The sequence below is a fragment of the Bifidobacterium callimiconis genome (assembly GCF_003952005.1).
Classification (GTDB): domain Bacteria; phylum Actinomycetota; class Actinomycetes; order Actinomycetales; family Bifidobacteriaceae; genus Galliscardovia; species Galliscardovia callimiconis.
In genome coordinates, this window is the sequence record NZ_QXGJ01000008.1 from 1 (window position 1) to 18,665 (window position 18,665).

General features: G+C 63.2%; 15 protein-coding genes. 2 read left to right on the forward strand and 13 right to left on the reverse strand.

Translation table 11 applies throughout. The annotated features are described in order from the left end of the window. Positions 1-191: 191 nt before the first annotated feature. From D2E23_RS08095 to ptsP, 4 genes are all read right to left on the reverse strand, one after another. Positions 192-1,787 (reverse strand): C69 family dipeptidase, encoded by a 1,596-nt coding sequence (locus D2E23_RS08095; protein WP_126030418.1) that lies wholly within the window; start codon positions 1,785-1,787, stop codon positions 192-194. Positions 1,788-1,963: 176 nt separating this feature from the next. Next, positions 1,964-2,524, reverse strand: coding sequence for a YbhB/YbcL family Raf kinase inhibitor-like protein (locus tag D2E23_RS08100; RefSeq protein ID WP_126030419.1), 561 nt, complete (start codon positions 2,522-2,524; stop codon positions 1,964-1,966). A 56-nt stretch (positions 2,525-2,580) separates the two neighbouring features. Next, on the reverse strand, positions 2,581-3,603 hold the full coding sequence (locus tag D2E23_RS08105; protein ID WP_164520742.1) for a LacI family DNA-binding transcriptional regulator: 1,023 nt from the start codon (positions 3,601-3,603) through the stop codon (positions 2,581-2,583). Positions 3,604-3,927: 324 nt separating this feature from the next. Beyond that, entirely contained in the window at positions 3,928-5,583 is a 1,656-nt protein-coding gene (gene ptsP, locus D2E23_RS08110; RefSeq protein WP_126030421.1) for a phosphoenolpyruvate--protein phosphotransferase, read from the reverse strand. A 218-nt stretch (positions 5,584-5,801) separates the two neighbouring features. Between ptsP and D2E23_RS08115 the strand changes: the two genes are divergently transcribed. Continuing rightward, positions 5,802-6,062 (forward strand): HPr family phosphocarrier protein, encoded by a 261-nt coding sequence (locus D2E23_RS08115; RefSeq protein WP_126030422.1) that lies wholly within the window; start codon positions 5,802-5,804, stop codon positions 6,060-6,062. A 128-nt stretch (positions 6,063-6,190) separates the two neighbouring features. Further along, positions 6,191-7,339 carry a LacI family DNA-binding transcriptional regulator gene (locus D2E23_RS08120; RefSeq protein ID WP_126030423.1) on the forward strand — a complete coding sequence of 383 codons (1,149 nt, stop codon included), beginning with the start codon at positions 6,191-6,193 and terminating at the stop codon, positions 7,337-7,339. An 11-nt stretch (positions 7,340-7,350) separates the two neighbouring features. Here D2E23_RS08120 and D2E23_RS08125 read toward each other — a convergent pair whose 3' ends face one another. The 9 genes from D2E23_RS08125 to topA form a co-directional block, all read right to left on the reverse strand. Then, positions 7,351-8,196, reverse strand: a complete 846-nt coding sequence (locus D2E23_RS08125; protein ID WP_126030424.1) for an HAD family hydrolase — start codon at positions 8,194-8,196, stop codon at positions 7,351-7,353. Positions 8,197-8,295: 99 nt separating this feature from the next. After that, complete coding sequence (locus D2E23_RS08130) at positions 8,296-9,726, reverse strand: 6-phospho-beta-glucosidase (RefSeq protein ID WP_126030425.1); 1,431 nt, start codon at positions 9,724-9,726, stop codon at positions 8,296-8,298. A gap of 10 nt (positions 9,727-9,736) precedes the next feature. Next, positions 9,737-10,054 (reverse strand): PTS sugar transporter subunit IIA, encoded by a 318-nt coding sequence (locus D2E23_RS08135; RefSeq protein ID WP_164520743.1) that lies wholly within the window; start codon positions 10,052-10,054, stop codon positions 9,737-9,739. 44 nt (positions 10,055-10,098) lie between these two features. Next, entirely contained in the window at positions 10,099-10,398 is a 300-nt protein-coding gene (locus tag D2E23_RS08140; protein ID WP_126030426.1) for a PTS sugar transporter subunit IIB, read from the reverse strand. 204 nt (positions 10,399-10,602) lie between these two features. Then, a complete protein-coding gene (locus tag D2E23_RS08145) occupies positions 10,603-11,970 on the reverse strand; it encodes a PTS sugar transporter subunit IIC (RefSeq protein ID WP_206432023.1) in 1,368 nt (455 codons plus the stop codon). Between the two features lie 349 nt (positions 11,971-12,319). Next, positions 12,320-13,024 carry a GntR family transcriptional regulator gene (locus tag D2E23_RS08150; RefSeq protein WP_126030427.1) on the reverse strand — a complete coding sequence of 235 codons (705 nt, stop codon included), beginning with the start codon at positions 13,022-13,024 and terminating at the stop codon, positions 12,320-12,322. A 253-nt stretch (positions 13,025-13,277) separates the two neighbouring features. Next, a complete protein-coding gene (locus tag D2E23_RS08155; RefSeq protein ID WP_126030428.1) occupies positions 13,278-14,504 on the reverse strand; it encodes a DNA polymerase III subunit delta' in 1,227 nt (408 codons plus the stop codon). Next, positions 14,501-15,157: a dTMP kinase gene (tmk, locus tag D2E23_RS08160; RefSeq protein ID WP_126030429.1), complete on the reverse strand. Its 657-nt coding sequence runs from the start codon at positions 15,155-15,157 to the stop codon at positions 14,501-14,503. The genes D2E23_RS08155 and tmk overlap by 4 nt, the downstream gene beginning before the upstream one ends. A gap of 449 nt (positions 15,158-15,606) precedes the next feature. Next, positions 15,607-18,585, reverse strand: coding sequence for a type I DNA topoisomerase (gene topA, locus D2E23_RS08165; RefSeq protein ID WP_126030430.1), 2,979 nt, complete (start codon positions 18,583-18,585; stop codon positions 15,607-15,609). Between the last annotated feature and the right edge of the window lie 80 nt (positions 18,586-18,665).

Consider the following 18,665-nt stretch of genomic DNA (forward strand, 5'->3'; position numbering starts at 1 on the left):
GGGTTGGGAGCGCGCAGGGGTCTGATCCCTCCCCTTTGTCTGCTTTGCAGACATCTCCCCTCCCTGGGAGGGGAGACACTGGGGTATCTCATACTGGTCACTTGAGCAACCGGATCTGGGTGCTGACCCCTCCCCTCTGTCAGCGGAGCTGACATCTCCCCTCCCTGGGAGGGGAGACGGCGAATTAGGAATCAGTTGTCGGAGAGGTGGAAATCGTTGCGCATGTTCATGCTGGCGGCGTACAGCACGTCGCCGAGCAGCGCGTCGGTCTCCGCCTTCACCTGATCGGCGATCGTCTGATTGGCGGCGGCGAGAATGCCGCGCACCTCCGGGTTACGCGTGGACGCGATGATCGCGTCGGCGTCACGCACGTCGTCGACGGCCTTCTCCTCGTCCGCAAGATCATCCAGATCCACCGGATTCGTATCGAGACGGCCCACCTGCTCGTCGGCCGCGGCGAGCATACGGTGACCAAGTCCGCCGGTCTTCTCGCAGTAGCGGTCGATCAGCGGCGACGCGGCGGCGAAATGCGCGTCGGCGAGCGCGGCGATCAGTCGGTTCGCCCAGTAGAAGTTGCCGGAGTCCACATGATCGGTGGTATCGGCAAGATAGGCGGGCGTGGTGTCGACGTTCGCGTAGAACGGCACGAGCGTGTTGAACGGGTTGGAGCCGAACGCCATCCACTGAATGGAGCGGCAGGATTCGGGACGGTACGGGCGGATCTGCATGACGGCGAGCTGGCTCTGACGATTGATGCCGATCGGGCGCAGACTGCCGCGCGTGTGTTCGTCGCCAAGCGTTCCGTACGGATCGTACGGCGTGCCCTGATAGTGCGAGCTGAGCACGTACTTCACGTCCTCGATCGTGATCTTGCGTTCGGGCTGACGAGCCCACGGGATGTCGTCGCTGTCGGGGCGATGGGCGGCGTCGGGGCCGTCCCACACCTCGTCGTACGGGTTGAGGAAGCGCTGCATGTACCAGGCGCGCGGCGTGTTGTACACGTGGTCGCGGTCGGAATGCGAGCCGAACATGTCACGCGGGTTGAGCGGGCTGACCGGTTCGACGGCGAGATCGAGGTGATTGTCGTCGATGAACTCACGAAGGTCGGCGGAGCACATGTGCTCCTCCTGGGCGCCAAGTGCGTCGTCGAGATCGAACTCGTCGATGCCCAGCTGGTTCGGCATGGTCACGTAGGCGTCGTCGGGAACGCGCTTGGCGATCCAGTGATGGCCGCCGACGGTCTCCATCCACCAGATCTCGTTGACGTCGGAGAAGGCGATGCCGTTCATCTCGTAGGTGCCGTATTCCTCGAGCAGCGCACCGAGTCGTTCCACGCCTTCGCGGGCGGAGCGGATGTACGGCAGCACGATGGTGAGCATGTCTTCCTCGCCGATGCCGCCGGGCACTTCGGGTTCGTAGCCGGGCTCGCCTTCGGTTCCGCGCGCGGGGGTGAGCTCGACGAACGGGTCGGCGCCGATCACACGCTCGTTGGTGGTGAGGGTTTCGGTGGCGCTCATGGCCACGTTCGCCTCGTTGACGCCGGCCTCGCCCCAGATGCCTTCCTTGAGGTTCGCGTTCGGCACGGAGGTGTACTGCATCGGATCGTCCGGCAGGTCGAGTTCGACGTGGCTGATGACGGAACGGTAATGGCGAGGCTGATCATCGGGCTTGACGACGATGAACTTCTTCGACGTGAATTCGCCCTGCTGCGAATCCTCGTTGCGAGCGATGATCGTGGATCCGTCGTAGCTGGCGTTCTTGCCGACCAGAATCGTGGTGCATGCCATGGTGGGTTTGGGTTCTCCTTTGGTGAATGATGGGTTTGAGGGGATGGCGGGGATGGGTGTGATCTGTGATCACCTCATCCGTCACGCTGCGCGTGCCACCTTCCCCTCAAGGGGAAGGATAGGGAATGAAGTGCACTTCGTGTGCTGGCCTTCTCTGGGGAAGGATGGTTGGTGAGTCAGGCCTTGCCGGTGAGGAAGATGGCGTCCTGATCGGCGGGGTCGCCGTTGGCGGCGGAATCGCGCAGGGCGTGGATCATCTCGTTCATCCAGAAGCCGCCGTTCAGTCCCTTGAGCGGCTGCTTGGTGGCGTACACGTGCAGATAGTAGTCGTGGTCCTTGTCCGGCGGCTGCGGTCCGTTGTACCGCATGGTCGCGGCCGGGTCGGTGCCGCCGACGAAGCGGGACGCCTGCGAGGTGCGGCCCTGCAGCGCCTCGGGGATCATGGCCACCATCTGGCGGGAGAAGTCCGGCGGGATCTGCAGCGCATGCGAATCGTTGAAGTCGTACATAAGCGCGGCGATCGGCAGATTGGCGACCGTCCAATGGATCCATTCGAACCCGCACACGGGAATCGAATCGGGGTCGGTGAACGTCCAGTGCAGGTACTGGGCGTCGGGATTGACATCGTCCACGTAGAACGGGAACGACACGACGGGCACGCCGGCGTTGATGTACTCCGGTTCGGCGGCCTTGGCGAACACATCGGGAATCACGGTGAAATCGGCTGAAATCTTCATGGTTTCAGTATAGGTGGGCGAACGGGGGCAGCCGATTACGCTCGGTTACGGTGTGATTACCGGCGCGGTGCGGGAGCGGTGCTCGCGCGGGGGATGAATTCGGCGGGCACGCGCACGACCGGACCGGCGGATTCGCCGATGTGCAGCAGACGTGAGATCAGGCAGCGGGCCGCCGCACTGCCGAGGTCACGGTAGTCGATGGCGATGGTGGACAGCTGCGGCGTGTATTCCGCGCCCTGCACGATGCCGTCGAAGCCGATCACCGAGCAGCGGTCGGGAATCGCGTATCCGCGCGCGGCCAGCCCCTCCATGAACCCGATTGCCATCAGATCGTCGTAGGAGACCACCGCCGTGGTCGGATTACGCAGGAACTCGTCGACCGCACGCCGACCGCCCTCGCGCAGGAACGATTCGCCAGCCACGCGGCGCATCGTCATGCCGATTCTGCGGCTCGCCAGATGCAGGGAATTCCAACGGTATCCGTCCTGCCATGAGCCGTCCGGACCGGCCAGATACGTCACCTTGCCGTGGCCGAGTCGGGAAAGATACTCCATCGCGTCGGCCGTGGCAGCACGATCGTCGACCACGATCGACGGCACGCCGCGCACCACACGATCGGCCACCACTGTGGGTACCACCTGCGCGATCTTGCGGATCGACGTGCTCGACGTGCGCGGCGAAGCGAACACGACCGCATCCACGAACGGGGCGAGACGCTCGGCGACCTCGATCTCGCGAACGGGGTCCTCCTGGAAATCGACGACGCTCGTCACGAATCCGTATTCGGCAAGACGCGTATCCATGCCGTGGATCATGTCCACGAACACGGGATTGTCGAGGTTCGCCACCAGCACGGCGATCACGGAGCGCAGCTGCCGCTTCTCCTCCACCGGCGCGATCGGATCGGGGATATATCCGAGTTCGTTCGCCACCTGATGCACGTATCGCACCGTGCGCTCGCTCACGCGGCCGGGACGAGAAAACGCGCGCGACACCGTGGTCAGCGACAGTCCGGCCGCCTCGGCCACGTCCTTGAGCCGCACCCGGGCCGGCGGGTGCCCCTTCTCCGAATCACTCATGTGCACCATCGTAATGATGGGTGCGGCTGGGGACTCGGCATCGTGGCGGTCGACGCCCGATCAAGGCCCGGCAAATGCCCGGCATTTACTGGTTCATGCAACAACAAGCATTTCGTCGCATGAACCAGAAATAGAGCTGAAGGACTCCCCTCGGTCTGTCATGTATTGAACGGCCGCCTTCCCCGGGGAGTCGAAGAACGAGGAAGTGGCCCGGACCCAAGGAAGGCAAAAAATCCGGGCCACAGTGATATCGCCGCAAAGCGGCGATCCAGCCGATCGGCGTCAACGCTCAGGTGTATCGGCCATTTGGCTGGCAGAGTTGAATCAGTCGCCCCAGGCGGGCTTGTAGAACTCGCCGTTAAGCGCCTTCTCGGCCTTCTCGCGGGCCTCGTCCATCGTCCAGTTGGCCAGTTCGGCGCGTACGTCGTCGAGGGCGACCGGAGTCATCGACAGGGAGTTGACGCCAATGCCGGCGAGAACCACGGCCAGATCGGGATCGGCCGCAGCCTCACCGCACACGCCGACCGGCATGCCGTACTTGTTGCCGGCATCGGCGATGAGCTTGATCATGCGCAGCACGGCCGGATGCCATGCGGTCTGGTAGTTGGAGACCGTGCCGAGCGTACGGTCGGCGGCCATGGTGTACTGGGTCAGATCGTTGGTGCCGATCGACACGAAGTCGGCGACCTGCGCCACCTTGTCGGCCATCAGGGCGATGGACGGCACCTCGGCCATCACACCGACCTTCTTCAGACCGAAGCTCTTGCCCAGCTTGACGAAGTAGGCGGCCTCATGCTCGTCGGAGACCATCGGGGCCATGACCCACAGATCGGCGTTGGTCTGGGCGTCGGCGGCGGCAAGGGCCTTGAGCTGGCCCTCGATGACGTCCTTGTGCACGCGCAGGGTGCGCAGACCGCGCAGACCCAGCGCGGGATTCGGCTCGTCCTCCTGAGTGAGGAACGGCAGCGGCTTGTCCGCACCGGCGTCGAGCAGACGGATCACGACCTTCTTGCCCGGGAAACGGCTCAGCAGTTCGGTGTAAGCCTTCGTCTGTTCCTCCACGCTCGGCGGCTCGGAGTTGCCGATGAACAGGAACTCCGTGCGGAACAGGCCCACGCCCTCGGCGCCGTACTCGAGCGCCGGATCGGCGTCCTTGGGCTTGCCGACGTTGGCGAGCAGCGGAATGTGGGTGCCGTCCTTGAGGGAACCGGGCTTGCCGCGCAGCTCCTTGGCCTTGGCGGCGTGGGCGCGGGCTGCCTCGGCGGCGGCGATTTGGTCGTCGGTCGGCTCGGAGATCACGGTGCCGGAAGCCGCGTTGACGATCACGGTCTCGCCGTCGGTCAGATCATCGGCCTCGGCCGCGGAGACCACCGCGACGATGCCACGGGCGCGGGCCAGGATGGCGGTGTGCGAGGTGGGACCTCCCTGCGAGGTGACGATGGCGAGGGTCTTGTCCATGTCAAGCGAGGCGGTGTCGGCGGGGGAAAGATCCTCGGCCACCAGCACGAACGGGGTCTCGCTGAACGGAATGCCGGGGGCCGGCAGACCCATCAGGTTGGCGATGACGCGCTGACCGACATCATGCAGATCGGCCGCACGTTCGGCCTGGTAGCCGCCGATCGCCTTGAACACGGACTCGACCGCGGCGAATCCCTCCAGCACAGCACGCTCGGCGGTCTTGCCATTGGCGATGAGATCGGAGATGTTCTTGGCCAGCGACGGATCGGACGCGAACATGGAGATGGCCTGCAGGATCGGAGCGGCCTTCTTGGCACCCTCGTCTCCGTTGGCGGCCTCTTCGGCACGACGACGCAGATCGTCGTTCACCACGGCCAGCGCATCGTTCGCGCGCTTGATCTCCGCCTCGGCGGACACGCTCTCCGCACGCGGCGTATCCGCCGGCTCCGGCAATGCCGCCGCCATACGGACGACAGGACCAACCGCAACGCCGCGGCCAATGCCAACACCTGTGATTTCCATGGGATTCTCCTTCTTTGTTTGGTATTCAGTTGTCCTGAGCTGTTTCAGAAATCGTTTTCTGAAAGTCTGAATTTTATACTTTTCTTTTCGCGACACACCAAGGGTAATCGTTTGCTGGATTTTGTCGCCGTATACACTATACTCGTCAATACGTGGTCGAAATCGACCGCAACGAGATGCACACAACCAACTATCCACAGACGCAAAGGAGTGTCATCATGGTTACCCGCACAGCAGTCATCAACGATCCGGTCGGCATTCACGCCCGCCCGGCGGCCCAGTTCGTTCAGGCCGTCATGGGCTCCGGCTGCACCGTCACCATCGCCAAGGAGGGCGGCGATCCCGCTCCGGCCGGCTCCATCCTGTCGATCATGGCCCTGGGTATTCAGCAGGGCGATACGGTGGAAATCACCGTTGAGGGCGACAACGCCGAATCCGTTGCCGATTCCCTGATCGAAACTCTTCTCGCCGCCGACTGATTTCACAGTCGACACCCGCTGTTTGCCTACGACCGCCCGCGGTATCCGGGCGGTCGTATTCTGTTCTGCGAAACATTTCGACCCCCACGCATGCATCATGCGGGCACGGCGACCATCAGGAAGGGCGTATGACCAAACACATACCAACGGCATCCGCATCATCATCGACCCCCTCTCTCGCCAATGTGGCGGCACTGGCGGGCGTCTCCTCCGCCACGGCGTCCCGCGTACTGTCCGGCAAACGCACGAAAGACGACGACATCGCCCGAAACGTGCGAGACGCCGCCATCAAACTCAACTATTCGGTGAATCACGCGGCCAGCGCACTGCGCTCCGACGTGACCAACACCATCGGCCTGATCGCGTCCAACGCCGACGACCCATTCGTCGCCCAGCTGATCGGAGTCCTCGAACCGATGATCAGCCAGCGGTCGCAGCAGCTGGCGCTTGGCCTCGGCGGCACAGCCACGCTGCTGAAGCAACGCATCGCCGCCATGACGGCCCGTCATGTGGACGGTCTGATCATCGCGACCGACCCCGGCGTCGATCTCACGGATGTTCTGGAGCATCACGCCCGGCGTATTCCCATCGTGCAGGTGGGCGGCACCCAGCGAGCGTTCTGCACGTCGATGATCGGCATCGACAACGCGGCATCCATGACGGAGACCCTGCGGCACCTCGCCAAAGTCGGCGTACGGTCGGCCGCATTCCTGCACGGACCCCGCCCGACGGTCTCCGCTGCCGGCAACGGCGGTGCGTTCGACGCCGACGCGCTGCTGAGCGCATTCGATTCCCAGACCACGCAATACGGCCTGTTCACCCGCCGGGAATGGAACGACCGGACGGCCGTACCAGCCGGCACCTCGACGATGGCATACGGATTCGATTACGCCACGAGGCTGTTCGCGAACTCCGGTGATGGCAACTCCGGCGACGGCGACGCCGGCGACATTGCCACGGAAACGAGGAACGACACGAGCGCATTCCAGCGACGCCCCGAAGCGCTGATCTGCATCAACGACGCCATCGCGATGGGCGCACTGCACGCACTGCACGCACTGGGACTGCGCGTCCCGCAGGACGTGTGCATCGTCAGCCATGGCGATACGCCGCTCGCGACGCTCGCCATGCCGCAGCTGACGTCCCTGCAGCCGCCCACGCAGCAGATCGCCGCAGAGGCGCTGCGTCTGATCGACGCCGACCGTGATTGCCCGGCTCATGTCTTCCTCCTTCCTCATGTGATAGTCCGCGATTCCACGCAACGTTCCCGTTCCTGACTGCGGCCGACCTACAGCAGCTGCAGTCGCTGAAGCGCCTGATACAGCCCGCCCTCGTCGACGTCGCCCGTGACGAAATCGGCGACATCCTTGACGGAATCGGTGCCGTTGCCCATGGCCACGGCGGTGCCGGCCGCCTCGAGCATGGCCAGATCGTTGTCACTATCGCCAACGGCCACGGTTTCCGACATCGGCACGCCGGTCAGTTCGGCGACCTCGCGCAATGCCGAACCCTTGGTGACGCCCGGAATCATCACCTCGCCGTTGACCTTCGCAAACGAACCCATCGAGCCGTTGACCATCGCCAGATCGTCGCCGAGCGCCCAATGCACGTCGGCCAGGGTGAGCTCGGAATCGTCCGGCACCAGGAACGTGCCCTTGCTGGCCGGCACAACATCGCCGATGCCGCAGCCAAGCGAGACCGCATGACGTCGGCTGTCGTCGATGTCATGCCAACGGGACATCGCATCCGAAGAGTCCTTGAACCGTGTGAACACCTGAAGCCTCTCGAGAAGTCGGCGAGTGCCCCACATGCCCTTGGACGACTGCCAGACGTAATCCACGCCCAACGTGTCCAGCACCTTGCTGGCGCTCGTCACCACATCCGGCTCTATGAACCGTTCGGAGCGCACCGTTCCGCCGACTTCCACGTATGCGCCGGATACGGCGATCAGTCCGTCGAAGCCCGTCTGGAGAATATGGTCCTCGATCTCCACACTGGCCCGCCCGGTGCAGATCATCACCAGATGCCCCTTGGCCTGGGCGGCGTGTACAGCACTGACCGCGCTCTCGGGAATATGATGCGTCCGTCCTACCAGCGTGCCATCGATATCCAGCAGAATCAGCTTGCGCGACATCGTATTCCTTTCTCTCCGTCCGGCTCCCTGCCGGCGTATCCGCGTTGCTTGCACATAATGCGATGTGGACCGAAACTCCCGTTTCGGCCCACACAGCCTTTACAGTTCCTCGCCGTTGCTGGCGATCACCTTGCGATACCAGTCGAAGGACTTCTTACGGAACCGTCGATAACTGCCCTTGCCGTAGTCGTCGGCGTCCACGTAGATCAGTCCGTAGCGCTTCTTCATCTCGCCGGTGCCGAAGGAGATCACGTCGATGCAGCCCCACACGGTGTAGCCCATGACCTCAACGCCATCCAGCGCGATGGCCTTGCCGACCTGTTCGATGTGCGAACGCAGGTAGGCGATGCGCGCGTCGTCGGACACGAAGTTGTCGGCGTCGGGCGTCTCGTACATGCCGATGCCGTTCTCCACCACGAAGATCGGCTTGCGGTAGCGTTCGTACAGCGTGCACAGCACGTAACGCAGGCCGACCGGATCGATCTGCCAGCCCCAGTCCGTGGCGGCGATGTATGGGTTGCGCACCTGACCGGGCAGACCGTGTCCGTCCCAGTTCGGCACTTCACTGGCCTTGACGGCCGCGCTCATGTAGTAGCTGATCGAGATGAAGTCGACGGTGCCGGCCTTGATGATCTCGTCGTCGCCGGGCTCGCGCTTGATGTCGAATCCCTCGCGCTCCCAACGATTGAGCAGGTAGTGCGGGTACTCGCCGTTCACGTATACGTCGCCGAACAGCAGACGATCGCGCATCAGCACCTCGGCATGCATCACGTCGTCCGGGTTGCAGGTGGCCGGGTAGATCGGCACCATGGCAATCATGCATCCGATCTGGAAGTCCGGATTGATCTCATGACCGCGCTTGACGACGATGGCGCTGGCGACGAATTCGTTGTGGATGGCCTGCCAGACCTTCTGCTCCACCTCGTGCGGGGTGTCGTTCGGGTCGGGGATGATGCCCGAGTTCGTGTACGGGAAGATCTCGGTGTGCATCTCCATCTGGTTGTTGACCTCATTGAAGGTCAGCCAGTACTTGACCAGATCCTTGTAGCGCTCCATGACCGTGGTGGCGAACCGTACGAAGCAGTCGACCACGTCACGGTTGACGAATCCGCCCTGCTTGGCCAGATGCAGAGGCATCTCGAAGTGCGAGAGCGTGACCACCGGCTCCATGCCCTTGGCACGGTAGTCGGCGAACAGCTTGTCGTAGAACTTGAGTCCCTCCTCGTTCGGCTCGTCCTCGTCCCCGTTGGGGAAGATGCGCGACCACGAGATGGAGGTGCGGAAGCACTTGAAGCCCATCTCCTGGAACAGGGAGTCGTCCGAACGGAAGGTGTGGTAGTAGTCGATGCCGCGCTGGTTCGGGTAGTTCCTGCCCTCCACCACGCCATCAGTGATCTCTCGGGCCACGCCGTGGGCCCCGCCGGTCAGCACGTCACAGATGCTCGGGCCTCGGCCGCCCTCGTTCCATGCGCCTTCCAGCTGGTGGGCCGCCACTGCGCCTCCCCAAAGGAATCCATCGGGAAACTTCATATCGGACCCGTCACTTGTCCTGATCGGCGAGCTTCTTGTACAGCCCGATCATCTCTACGGCCATGGCGCGGAAGATCTCCGCGGCCATCATCTGGTCCTCGACGTGGATGAGCAGCAGACCGACCGGAACCGCGCTGCCGGCCGCCTCCTGCTGCACCAGCTTGGAATGCACCGTATGGCCTTCGCGATAGCTGACGTCTCCGGATTCGATGAGCTTCTGCGCACCCTCGAAATCGCCGTCCTTGGCCGTGTTGATGGCCTCGAGATAGTCGGACTTCGCACTGCCGGCGGCGGTGATGAGCTGGAAGCAGGTGGTTTCCATATCCATGATGTTCTCCTGTACTCTTTGATCCTGTTGCGTTCCGGCCGCGATCACTTGCCGGCGAGCTTCAGGGCGAAGTCGAGGACGTTGCCGCCACGGGCCATGCCGTAGTCCTGCGGGGCGATGACCTCGACGGGCTTGGAGGCGAACTCCTTCTTGACGCCACGGAGCATGTAGCGCACCTGGGGTCCGAGGAGGATGACGTCGGCGTCCTGGGCGTTGGTTTCGAGGGTGGAGACCGGCATGGCGGAGATGTCGGCGTCCATGCCACGCTGGGCGGCGGCGTCCTGCATCTTCTTCACCAGAATGGAAGTGGACATTCCATCGCTGCAGCACAGTACGATCTTCATGATGTTCTCCTTTGAATTCCGCGGCCGAAGCCGCTCATGATGGTAGGCAATTACTAATGTGAGAGAAACGATGGCAATACGTTGCCGCATCGCCAAGAATGTTATTGAATTTTTTAGGGGGGCGGCTGGCCGCATCATCGATTGGCGGTCGACGATTGGTTGCACGGCCAGCCGGATATGACGGGAAAGCTAAGACTTAGCGGATTACTTGGCCTCCTCGTCGCCCTGTTCCTGCTCGAGGCAGACCTTGTCCTGCATCTTCACGAACGGCATGTAGATGAAGACGGCGATCACGGCGATGATGATCTGCAGCAGCGCGCACTTCCAGCCACCGAGGATGAAGCCGGAGATGATCGGCGGCGTGGTCCACGGCACCTGGACGGCGCCGAACGGTGCGATGAAGCCGATGGAGACGGCGCCATACATGATGATCATGGCGACCATAGGAGTCAGGATGAACGGGATGAGCATGATCGGGTTGAACACGATCGGCAGACCGAAGATCACAGGCTCGTTGATGCCGAAGATGCCCGGCACGATGGAGAGCTTGGAGACGGTACGCATCTGTTCGGACTTGGCGAAGAGCAGTGCGGCGACCAGCAGGCCGACGGTCAGGCCGACGCCGGAGAACTTGCAGAAGCAGTCGATCATCTGCGGGGTCAGGTAGTGGAAGCCGTTGGCCTTGGTGTACGGAGCGACACCGGCATCGAAGAGCTTCTGGTTGCTCAGGGTGTTGGCGAGCAGCAGCGGGGTGACCACGCCGGACACGACGTTGGCGCCGTGAATACCACACCAGAACAGCACCGACATGAGCAGAATGATGATGATGGCGCCGGCCCAGGTATCGGTCAAGGACTGCAGCGGGATCTGGAGGATCTTGAAGATGAGCTCGGTCAGGGACACGCCGCCGAAGCCCTTGCACAGGTGGTACAGGATGGCGGAGCCGGTGATGACGAACAGACCGGGGATCAGCGCGGAGAAGGCGTTGGTGACGCCGGCGGGCACGGCATCAGGCATCTTGATCTTCAGATCGTGCTTGATGCAGGCGGTGTAGACCCAACCGACGAGCAGGCCCATGATGATGGCGGAGATGATGCCGTTGGAACCGGTCCAAGTCTGGTTGAACACACCGGAGACATCAACGTCGACGGCGTGCTTGGTGGTGTCGGTGGCCGCCGCGAGGGTGTCCTTATCCAGGGACATCACCATCGACGACGGGGACACGATGAAGAACGCGACCAGAGACAGCAGGCCGGCGGAGATGCCGTCGCACTTCTCGTTACGAGCGTAGGCGTAGCCGATGCCGACGGCCACGATGATGGCCAGAATGTTGAACGTTGCCGCACTGACCTGATTGAGGCCAATGTTCCATTCGTCGCCGAAGATTCCGGCCATCCAGTCGGAATATCCGGTAATCGGGATGTTGGCAATCAGCAGGAACAGCGAACCGATCAGTGTAGCCGGCATGGTCAGGATGAAGCCATCCTTCAATGCCACCAGCGCCTTAAGACTGGCGAATTTCATGAAGCCATTAAGCATCGCATCGCCGATGGCTTGCATCTTCTCCTTCATGGACTTTCCTTCCTTGGACAGTTGTGGGCAACGGTGCCCGCAAGCTCCACATCCGTGTTATTCGCAGTTCACTCTGTTGTTCGAATAACTAAGTCATCAGTATATGCCTCCCCCTGTCGGAAGTCAAAATCACGAAAGCAAGGAACAAAAAGCCCGAAAAGCCCGGAATTCCAACGTTTTTGAAAACATATTAACAAAACTTCGACACGCCGGAGTAAGGAATTTATTCGAATCTATTCTTTAAACGGATCGCCGCTCTCCATCGCGGGCTCTCCATACGAACGATGCCGATGGCGGACGTCGACGCCACTGTCGACACCACCATCGGCATCATCATCGGGATTTATCGTCAGCGCATGGACGCCATCGAATAGAACTTCGCGTTCTTGTAGTGATAGAGGTTTCGGGACGCGTTGAACAGCTTGCCGTTGGACAGAAACGCATCGTCCTCGATGCAGATGGCGGGATCGCCCTCGTTCAGCTCAAGCAGTCGCGCGGCCTCGGCCGTCAGCCAACCCATATGGATCACCTTGTCGTCGAAGCCGAACGTCAGTCCCAGATCGTCACGCATGTAGGCGTACAGCGAGCCCCGCGCGATCTCCTCATTGAGATACGGCACGTATTCCTTGAGATACCACGCCGTCTCGTAGCTGATCGGCTGGTCATTGACGCTGCGAAGACGCACCACCCGCCATACCTGATCACCCTCGGCGCATCGCATACGCTTCGCCAGCTGCTTGTCCGCACGGATCAACGCCAGCTCCTGCACGAACGACGACACCTTGCGATCGGGGAAGTCCGCAACGATGCCGTTCGACGATCCGATAGGCATGTAGTTGCCGACACGGTCCTCGCGGACGAACACACCGCTGCCCCGCACCGGAAACACCTCGCCGGCGGCGGCAAGAACGGCAATGGCGCCACGCACGCAGTATCGGGACACCTGATACTGCTCGATAAGCTGATCTTCGGTAGGCAGCTTGCCGGTTTCGGAAAACTCCCCCTGATTGATCCGCTGCCGCAATTTACGTGCCAGTTCGTGCTTTGAAGCCACACCTATCTCCCATTCCATGAGTCAAAGACCTGCAACGACATCGATGCCAAGCGCCTCACGCCGTAGCGCTCAAAAAGCGCACAACTATATTTAATTCGAATAACTTAAGTATATGTCAAACGTTTCGGAATATGACACAAATATGGCACGATGGCGGTTGGCGTATGTGAAACCGGAAATGGGGTTGGAGCACTCCCCTCAGTCCGCCGTGTGGCGGACGGCTCCCCTCGGTGGCGAGGGGAGCCGGAAAATGCTAGATCAGAGCGCAGAAGAGGGCCTCGAAGACGAGGAGGGGGTTGCCGTTGCCGGCGAGACGACGACGGGCCTCGGCCACGTGCTCCAATCGTTCGATGGCGGCTTCGCGGCTCAGGCGCGAGGCAAGCTCGGCGATGGCCGTACGATTCTCCTTGTTGACGATGCCGACGGAATCCTCGGCGTCATTCTGCAGCACGGCGACGTCACGGTACACGCTGGCGATGGAGTTGAGCGCACGATCGAGCACGTCGCGGCTACGGCGGGTCACGCGGCGGCGCACGTCCTCCTTCTTGCCGATCGCATTGTAGGCGCCGCGGATCTTCGGCGGGATGCGGTCCTTCTCCCCCAGTCCGTTCACGCGTCGGAAATCAGCCTGCTCGCGCGCCACCTGCACGTCGATCTCGGCCTCGGCCTGCGCCTTGGCATCGGAGATCAGATGGTCGGCGAGCAGTACCGCATCCGACGCCTTGGCAAGGTTCAGCACGCCGACCACGAGCGTGTCACGGTCGCTCATCACGCGTTCGTTCGTCGCGTACAGGCGTGCGATGCCGATGTGTCCCTCGGCCAGACGCGCGGCACGGGCGGCCACGTGCTCGGTGAAGCGCTTGTCGTCCGGCAGGGTGGGGTTCACGGATGTCATGAGATACTTCGCTACCTCGCGGTCGCCGGGGATGGCGAGGTTCACCACGCGGGTGCGTGAACGGATCGTGGGCAGCACGTCCTGGGCGCTCGGCGCGCACAGCAGCCAGATCGTGTGCGCGGCCGGTTCCTCGATCTCCTTGAGCAGCACGTTGGTGGTGCGCTCGAGCATGCGATCCACGTCCTCGATGATGATGATGCGCCACGGCGCGGTGCTCGGCATCTGTTCGGATTTTTCGATGAGCCCGCGTACCGCATCGATGCCGATGGTCACCTTGTCGGTGGCGAGCACGGTGACGTCCGGATGCGTGCCGGCGAGGATATGACGGCACGTGGAACATTCGCCGCAGCCGTGGTTCGGACATTCGAGCGCGGCGGCGAATGCGCGCGCCACATTGGAGCGGCCGGAACCGGCGGGACCGCAGATCAGCCAGGACTGGGCAATGTCCGCGGTGGTGGCGGCCGTGCGGGACAGGAGTTCCACGGTCGGGCGCTGGCCGACGATGGTGGACCAGACGGCGGGGATGGTGGGGGCGGCAGTGCCGGTGGCGGCGGGCGCGGAAGCGGTGGAATCGGCGGCGGTCATCGGGTGGCCTCCGGGGCGTCGAGCAGAGCGTCGATGTCGGCCTGAATCACGGACCAGACCTGATCGATGGTCTGCGCGGCGTCGATCACGCGGAACCGATTCGGTTCGGCGGCCGCCAGGTCAAGGAAGGCCTGACGTGTGCGATTCTGAAAATCATCGCCGGCGGATTCCATACGATCGGCCTCATGCTGCAGTCGCGTATGGGAAACGGCCGGATCCATATCAAGCAGATACGTGCGCACGGGCAGCAGATTGTTCGTGGCCCACAGGCTCAGATTGCGAATCTCGTCGGAGGTGAGCTCTCGTCCGCCGGCCTGATATGCCAGTGAGGAATCGAGATACCGATCGGTGATCACTACTTCGTCGCGCGCCAACGCCGGGCGGATAAGTTCGGCCACGTGCTGGGCACGATCGGCGGCGAAGATCAGGGCCTCCGCACGCGGGGCGATGTCGGCGGCCAGGACGCCGTCGGTGGCAGCGGGCACGTTGTGCAGCAGCAGCTGGCGCAGCGTGGCGCCCAACGGCGTGCCGCCCGGCTCGCGGGTCACGATCACCGTGCGCCCGCGGGATTCGAGATACTGACGCAGTCGCTCCACCTGCGTGGTCTTGCCCACGCCATCGACGCCTTCAAAGGAGATAAACAGTCCAGCCATGCACCCTACCGTATCGGCGTGGGCCAACTTTTCGGCGGAACGGGGAGGTGGGAAGACGACAGGGAGAGTCGGGGCTGGCTGGAGTCGGAGCCCTCCCTCAGTCCGGCTACGCCGGCCAGCTCCCTCCCACGGAGGGAGCACGAAGGAGAACAGCGTTCTCCCTCCACGGGAGGGAGATGTCACGACAAACGTCGTGACAGAGGGAGGGAACCACACCCGAAACCCACAAATCCCACCCAGGACAGGAAGAAAAATGAGACCCGTCGAAGTCGAAGCCCTCCCTCAGTCCGGCTGCGCCGGCCAGCTCCCTCCCTCGGAGGGAGCACGAAGGAGAACAGCGTTCTCCCTCCACGGGAGGGAGATGTCACGACGAACGTCGTGACAGAGGGAGGGAACCACACCGGAAACCCACGAATCCCGCCCAAACGGAGAGAAAATAAAGCCTTCTCCTACTCGGCCGTCTTCTTGGTCTTGGCAGTAGTCTTCTTCGCCGTGGAAGCCTTCTTCGTTGCCGTCGAAGACTTCTTCGCGGTCGACTTCTTAGCGGTGGTCGTCTTCTTCGCGGTCGACTTGCGCGTGGTCTTGCGCTTGGTCGGACCGGCGGCACGCTTTTCGGCGAGCAGACGGAACGCCTCCTCCGGGGAGATCGACTCGGGCGTGAACTGCCGCGGCAGCGTACGGTTCGTCTCGCCGTCGGTGATGTACGGACCGAATCGGCCGTCCTTGATCGTCACCGGCTTGGCGGTGTCCGGATCCGGACCAAGCTCGCGCAGCGGCGGCTTGGCGGCCGCACGGCCACGTCCGCGACCGTACTTGGGCTGGTCGAACAGTTCCTTCGCCTTGGCCAGGTCCACGGTGAAGATCTCGTCCTCACTGCCCAGCGAGCGTGTCTCCGGCTTGCCGCCCTCCACGGTCTTGGTCAGGTACGGACCGTAACGGCCGTTGTTGGCCTCCACCGTGGCCTTGACGGTCTCGCCGGTCTCGGCATTGGTCTCCTCCAGCGTGCCGACGACGCGCGGCAGACTGAGCAGCTTCAACGCATCATCCAGCGACAGCGCATCGGGGTCCATGGTCTTGAACAGCGAGGCCATCTTCGGCTTGATCGTGGCGGTCTTCTTGCGCGTGGCGCGGCGCTTCGGAGCCGGCTCGCCCTTGGCCGCAGCCTCTTCGGCGGCCTTGCGCGCCTTCTCCTCGGCCTCCTTCTCCGCGGCCTTCTCGGCCTCGAGCTGCGCCTGCATCTCCGGGGTGATCAGCGCCACGTACGGGCCGAAGCGACCCTTGCGAAGCTCCACGGTTCCGCCTGTGGCAGGGTCGATGCCCAGCACGCGCGGACCGCCGGAGTTCGTGGCGATGAGCTCGTGCCCCACCTCCGGGGTGAGTTCGTCGGGCGCGAGCGTGTCGGGGATTGACGCATGCTTCGGATTGCCGTCGGCGTCGAGGTTCTTCATATCCTCGAGGTACGGGCCGTAGCGGCCCACGCGCACGTGCAATCCGTCGCCGATGTCGATCGTGTTGATCTCACGCGCATCGATGTCGCCAAGCTGCGCCACCTGCTGCTGCAGGCCCTTGTGCGCGGCCTCGGGCGAATCCACCGTGCCCTCGCCGGTGCCGAAATAGAATCGCGTCAGCCAGTCGCGGCCGCTTTCGTGACCGCGGGCGATCTGGTCGAGTCCGTTCTCCATCTGTGCGGTGAACTGGTAGTCCACGTACTGCGGGAAGTTCGTCTCGAGCAGCTTGACCACGGAGAATGCCAGCCACGACGGGATGAGCGCGCGGCCCTTCTCGTACACGTAGCCGCGGTCGATGATCGTGGAGATGATGCTCGCGTAGGTGGACGGGCGGCCGATCTCCTTGGCCTCCAACGTCTTGACGAGCGACGCCTCGGTGTAGCGTGCCGGCGGCTGCGTCTCATGGCCGTTGGACTCCACATCCACGGCGGTGAGCGAGTCACCGACGGCCATCGGCGGCAGCGACACGTTTTCCGTGTCCTTTGTACCCTTCGTATCGCCGTGCTTGCCGGACTCCGCCTTACCCGCACCGGAGCCGGACGCGGAACGCGCTCCCCCGTACACTTCCATGAAGCCGGGGAATTCGATCACCGTGCCGGACGCCTGGAACAGCGCCTCGCCATGTGCACCCGAGTCGGCGCCCAAACGGACGGTGGCGGTGGAACCGGTGGCGTCGGCCATCTGCGAGGCAAGCGTACGACGCCAGATCAGCGTGTACAGCTTGAGCTGGTCCGGCGGCACGCGGTTCGCCAGTTCCTCCGGGGAACGGAACGAGGAGCCGGCCGGGCGGATGCACTCGTGCGCCTCCTGCGCGCCGGCGGTCTTGGTCACATACTGCTTGGGGCTGTCGGACAGGAATCGGTCGCCGTAGCGCTTGCTCACCTCGGCGCGGGCGGCGGCGATGGCCTCCTGGGAAAGCGTGACCGAATCGGTACGCATATACGTGATGTAGCCGTTCTCGTACAGGCCTTGCGCGGCGCGCATGGTGGCGCGGGAACTGAATCCGAGACGATTGCCGGCGGTCTGCTGCAGCGTGGACGTGGTGAACGGCGGCTGCGGACGACGACGGTACGGCTTGGTCTCCAGTGAACGCACGACGAACGGCACGTCGCGTACGGCGTCGGCGATCGCATGCGCAAGCGTCTCGTCCATGACGACCGGTTCGTCCTTGCGCGCGGCGTCGGTCAGCTGCCCGTCGGCGCCGAAGTCCTTGGACACGGCGAGACGACGGCCGCCGAGCGCGACCAGTCGGGAGTCGAATCCGGCATCGACGTCACCGTCGGCGGCCACCAGCGTGGCCACCACATCCCAGTACGATGCGCGGACGAACGCCATGCGCTCGCGCTCGCGCTCGACGATCAGTCGGGTGGCGACGGACTGCACGCGGCCGGCGGACAGGCCCGGCCCCACCTTGCGCCACAGCACGGGAGACAGTTCGTAGCCGTAGAGTCGGTCGAGCACGCGGCGGGTCTCCTGTGCGTCCACCATGTGCCCGTCCACGTCGCGCGTGGCGGTGAGGGAGCGACGGATCGCCTCGGGCGTGATCTCGTGGAACACCATGCGCTTGACCGGCACCTTGGGCTTGAGCGTCTGCACCAGATGCCATGCGATGGCCTCGCCTTCGCGATCCTCATCGGTCGCGAGGTAGAGTTCGTCGGCGTTCTTCAGCGCGGACTTGAGTTCGGCCACCGTGGACTTCTTGTTGTCGTTGACGATGTAGTACGGCTCGAACCCGTCGTTCACGTCGACGCCGAACTTGCCGAACTTCTCCTTGCGGCTGGGCGGAACCTGCGAGGGCTGGGCCAGATCACGGATATGGCCCACCGACGCCATCACCTCATACCCCTTGCCCAGATAACCGCCGATCTTCTTTGCCTTGGTGGGCGACTCGACGATAACGAGCTTGGTGCCGTCAGTCATGGTCCTCTCCTTCTTGGTCAACTACAGTGCATAATAACCATGACCGCGCCCGGTTTGACGAATCGGACGTTCGGCATGGC

Excerpts from the sequence above, each read along its gene's own strand:
- topA (WP_126030430.1), bottom strand. The coding sequence starts at position 18,585 with ATGACTGACGGCACCAAGCTCGTTATCGTCGAGTCGCCCACCAAGGCA.
- D2E23_RS08145 (WP_206432023.1), bottom strand. The coding sequence starts at position 11,970 with ATGAAGGAGAAGATGCAAGCCATCGGCGATGCGATGCTTAATGGCTTC.
- D2E23_RS08135 (WP_164520743.1), bottom strand. The coding sequence starts at position 10,054 with ATGGATATGGAAACCACCTGCTTCCAGCTCATCACCGCCGCCGGCAGT.
- D2E23_RS08095 (WP_126030418.1), bottom strand. The coding sequence starts at position 1,787 with ATGGCATGCACCACGATTCTGGTCGGCAAGAACGCCAGCTACGACGGA.
- D2E23_RS08125 (WP_126030424.1), bottom strand. The coding sequence starts at position 8,196 with ATGTCGCGCAAGCTGATTCTGCTGGATATCGATGGCACGCTGGTAGGA.
- tmk (WP_126030429.1), bottom strand. The coding sequence starts at position 15,157 with ATGGCTGGACTGTTTATCTCCTTTGAAGGCGTCGATGGCGTGGGCAAG.
- D2E23_RS08155 (WP_126030428.1), bottom strand. The coding sequence starts at position 14,504 with ATGACCGCCGCCGATTCCACCGCTTCCGCGCCCGCCGCCACCGGCACT.
- D2E23_RS08140 (WP_126030426.1), bottom strand. The coding sequence starts at position 10,398 with ATGAAGATCGTACTGTGCTGCAGCGATGGAATGTCCACTTCCATTCTG.
- D2E23_RS08115 (WP_126030422.1), top strand. The coding sequence starts at position 5,802 with ATGGTTACCCGCACAGCAGTCATCAACGATCCGGTCGGCATTCACGCC.
- ptsP (WP_126030421.1), bottom strand. The coding sequence starts at position 5,583 with ATGGAAATCACAGGTGTTGGCATTGGCCGCGGCGTTGCGGTTGGTCCT.
- D2E23_RS08130 (WP_126030425.1), bottom strand. The coding sequence starts at position 9,726 with ATGAAGTTTCCCGATGGATTCCTTTGGGGAGGCGCAGTGGCGGCCCAC.
- D2E23_RS08100 (WP_126030419.1), bottom strand. The coding sequence starts at position 2,524 with ATGAAGATTTCAGCCGATTTCACCGTGATTCCCGATGTGTTCGCCAAG.
- D2E23_RS08120 (WP_126030423.1), top strand. The coding sequence starts at position 6,191 with ATGACCAAACACATACCAACGGCATCCGCATCATCATCGACCCCCTCT.
- D2E23_RS08105 (WP_164520742.1), bottom strand. The coding sequence starts at position 3,603 with ATGAGTGATTCGGAGAAGGGGCACCCGCCGGCCCGGGTGCGGCTCAAG.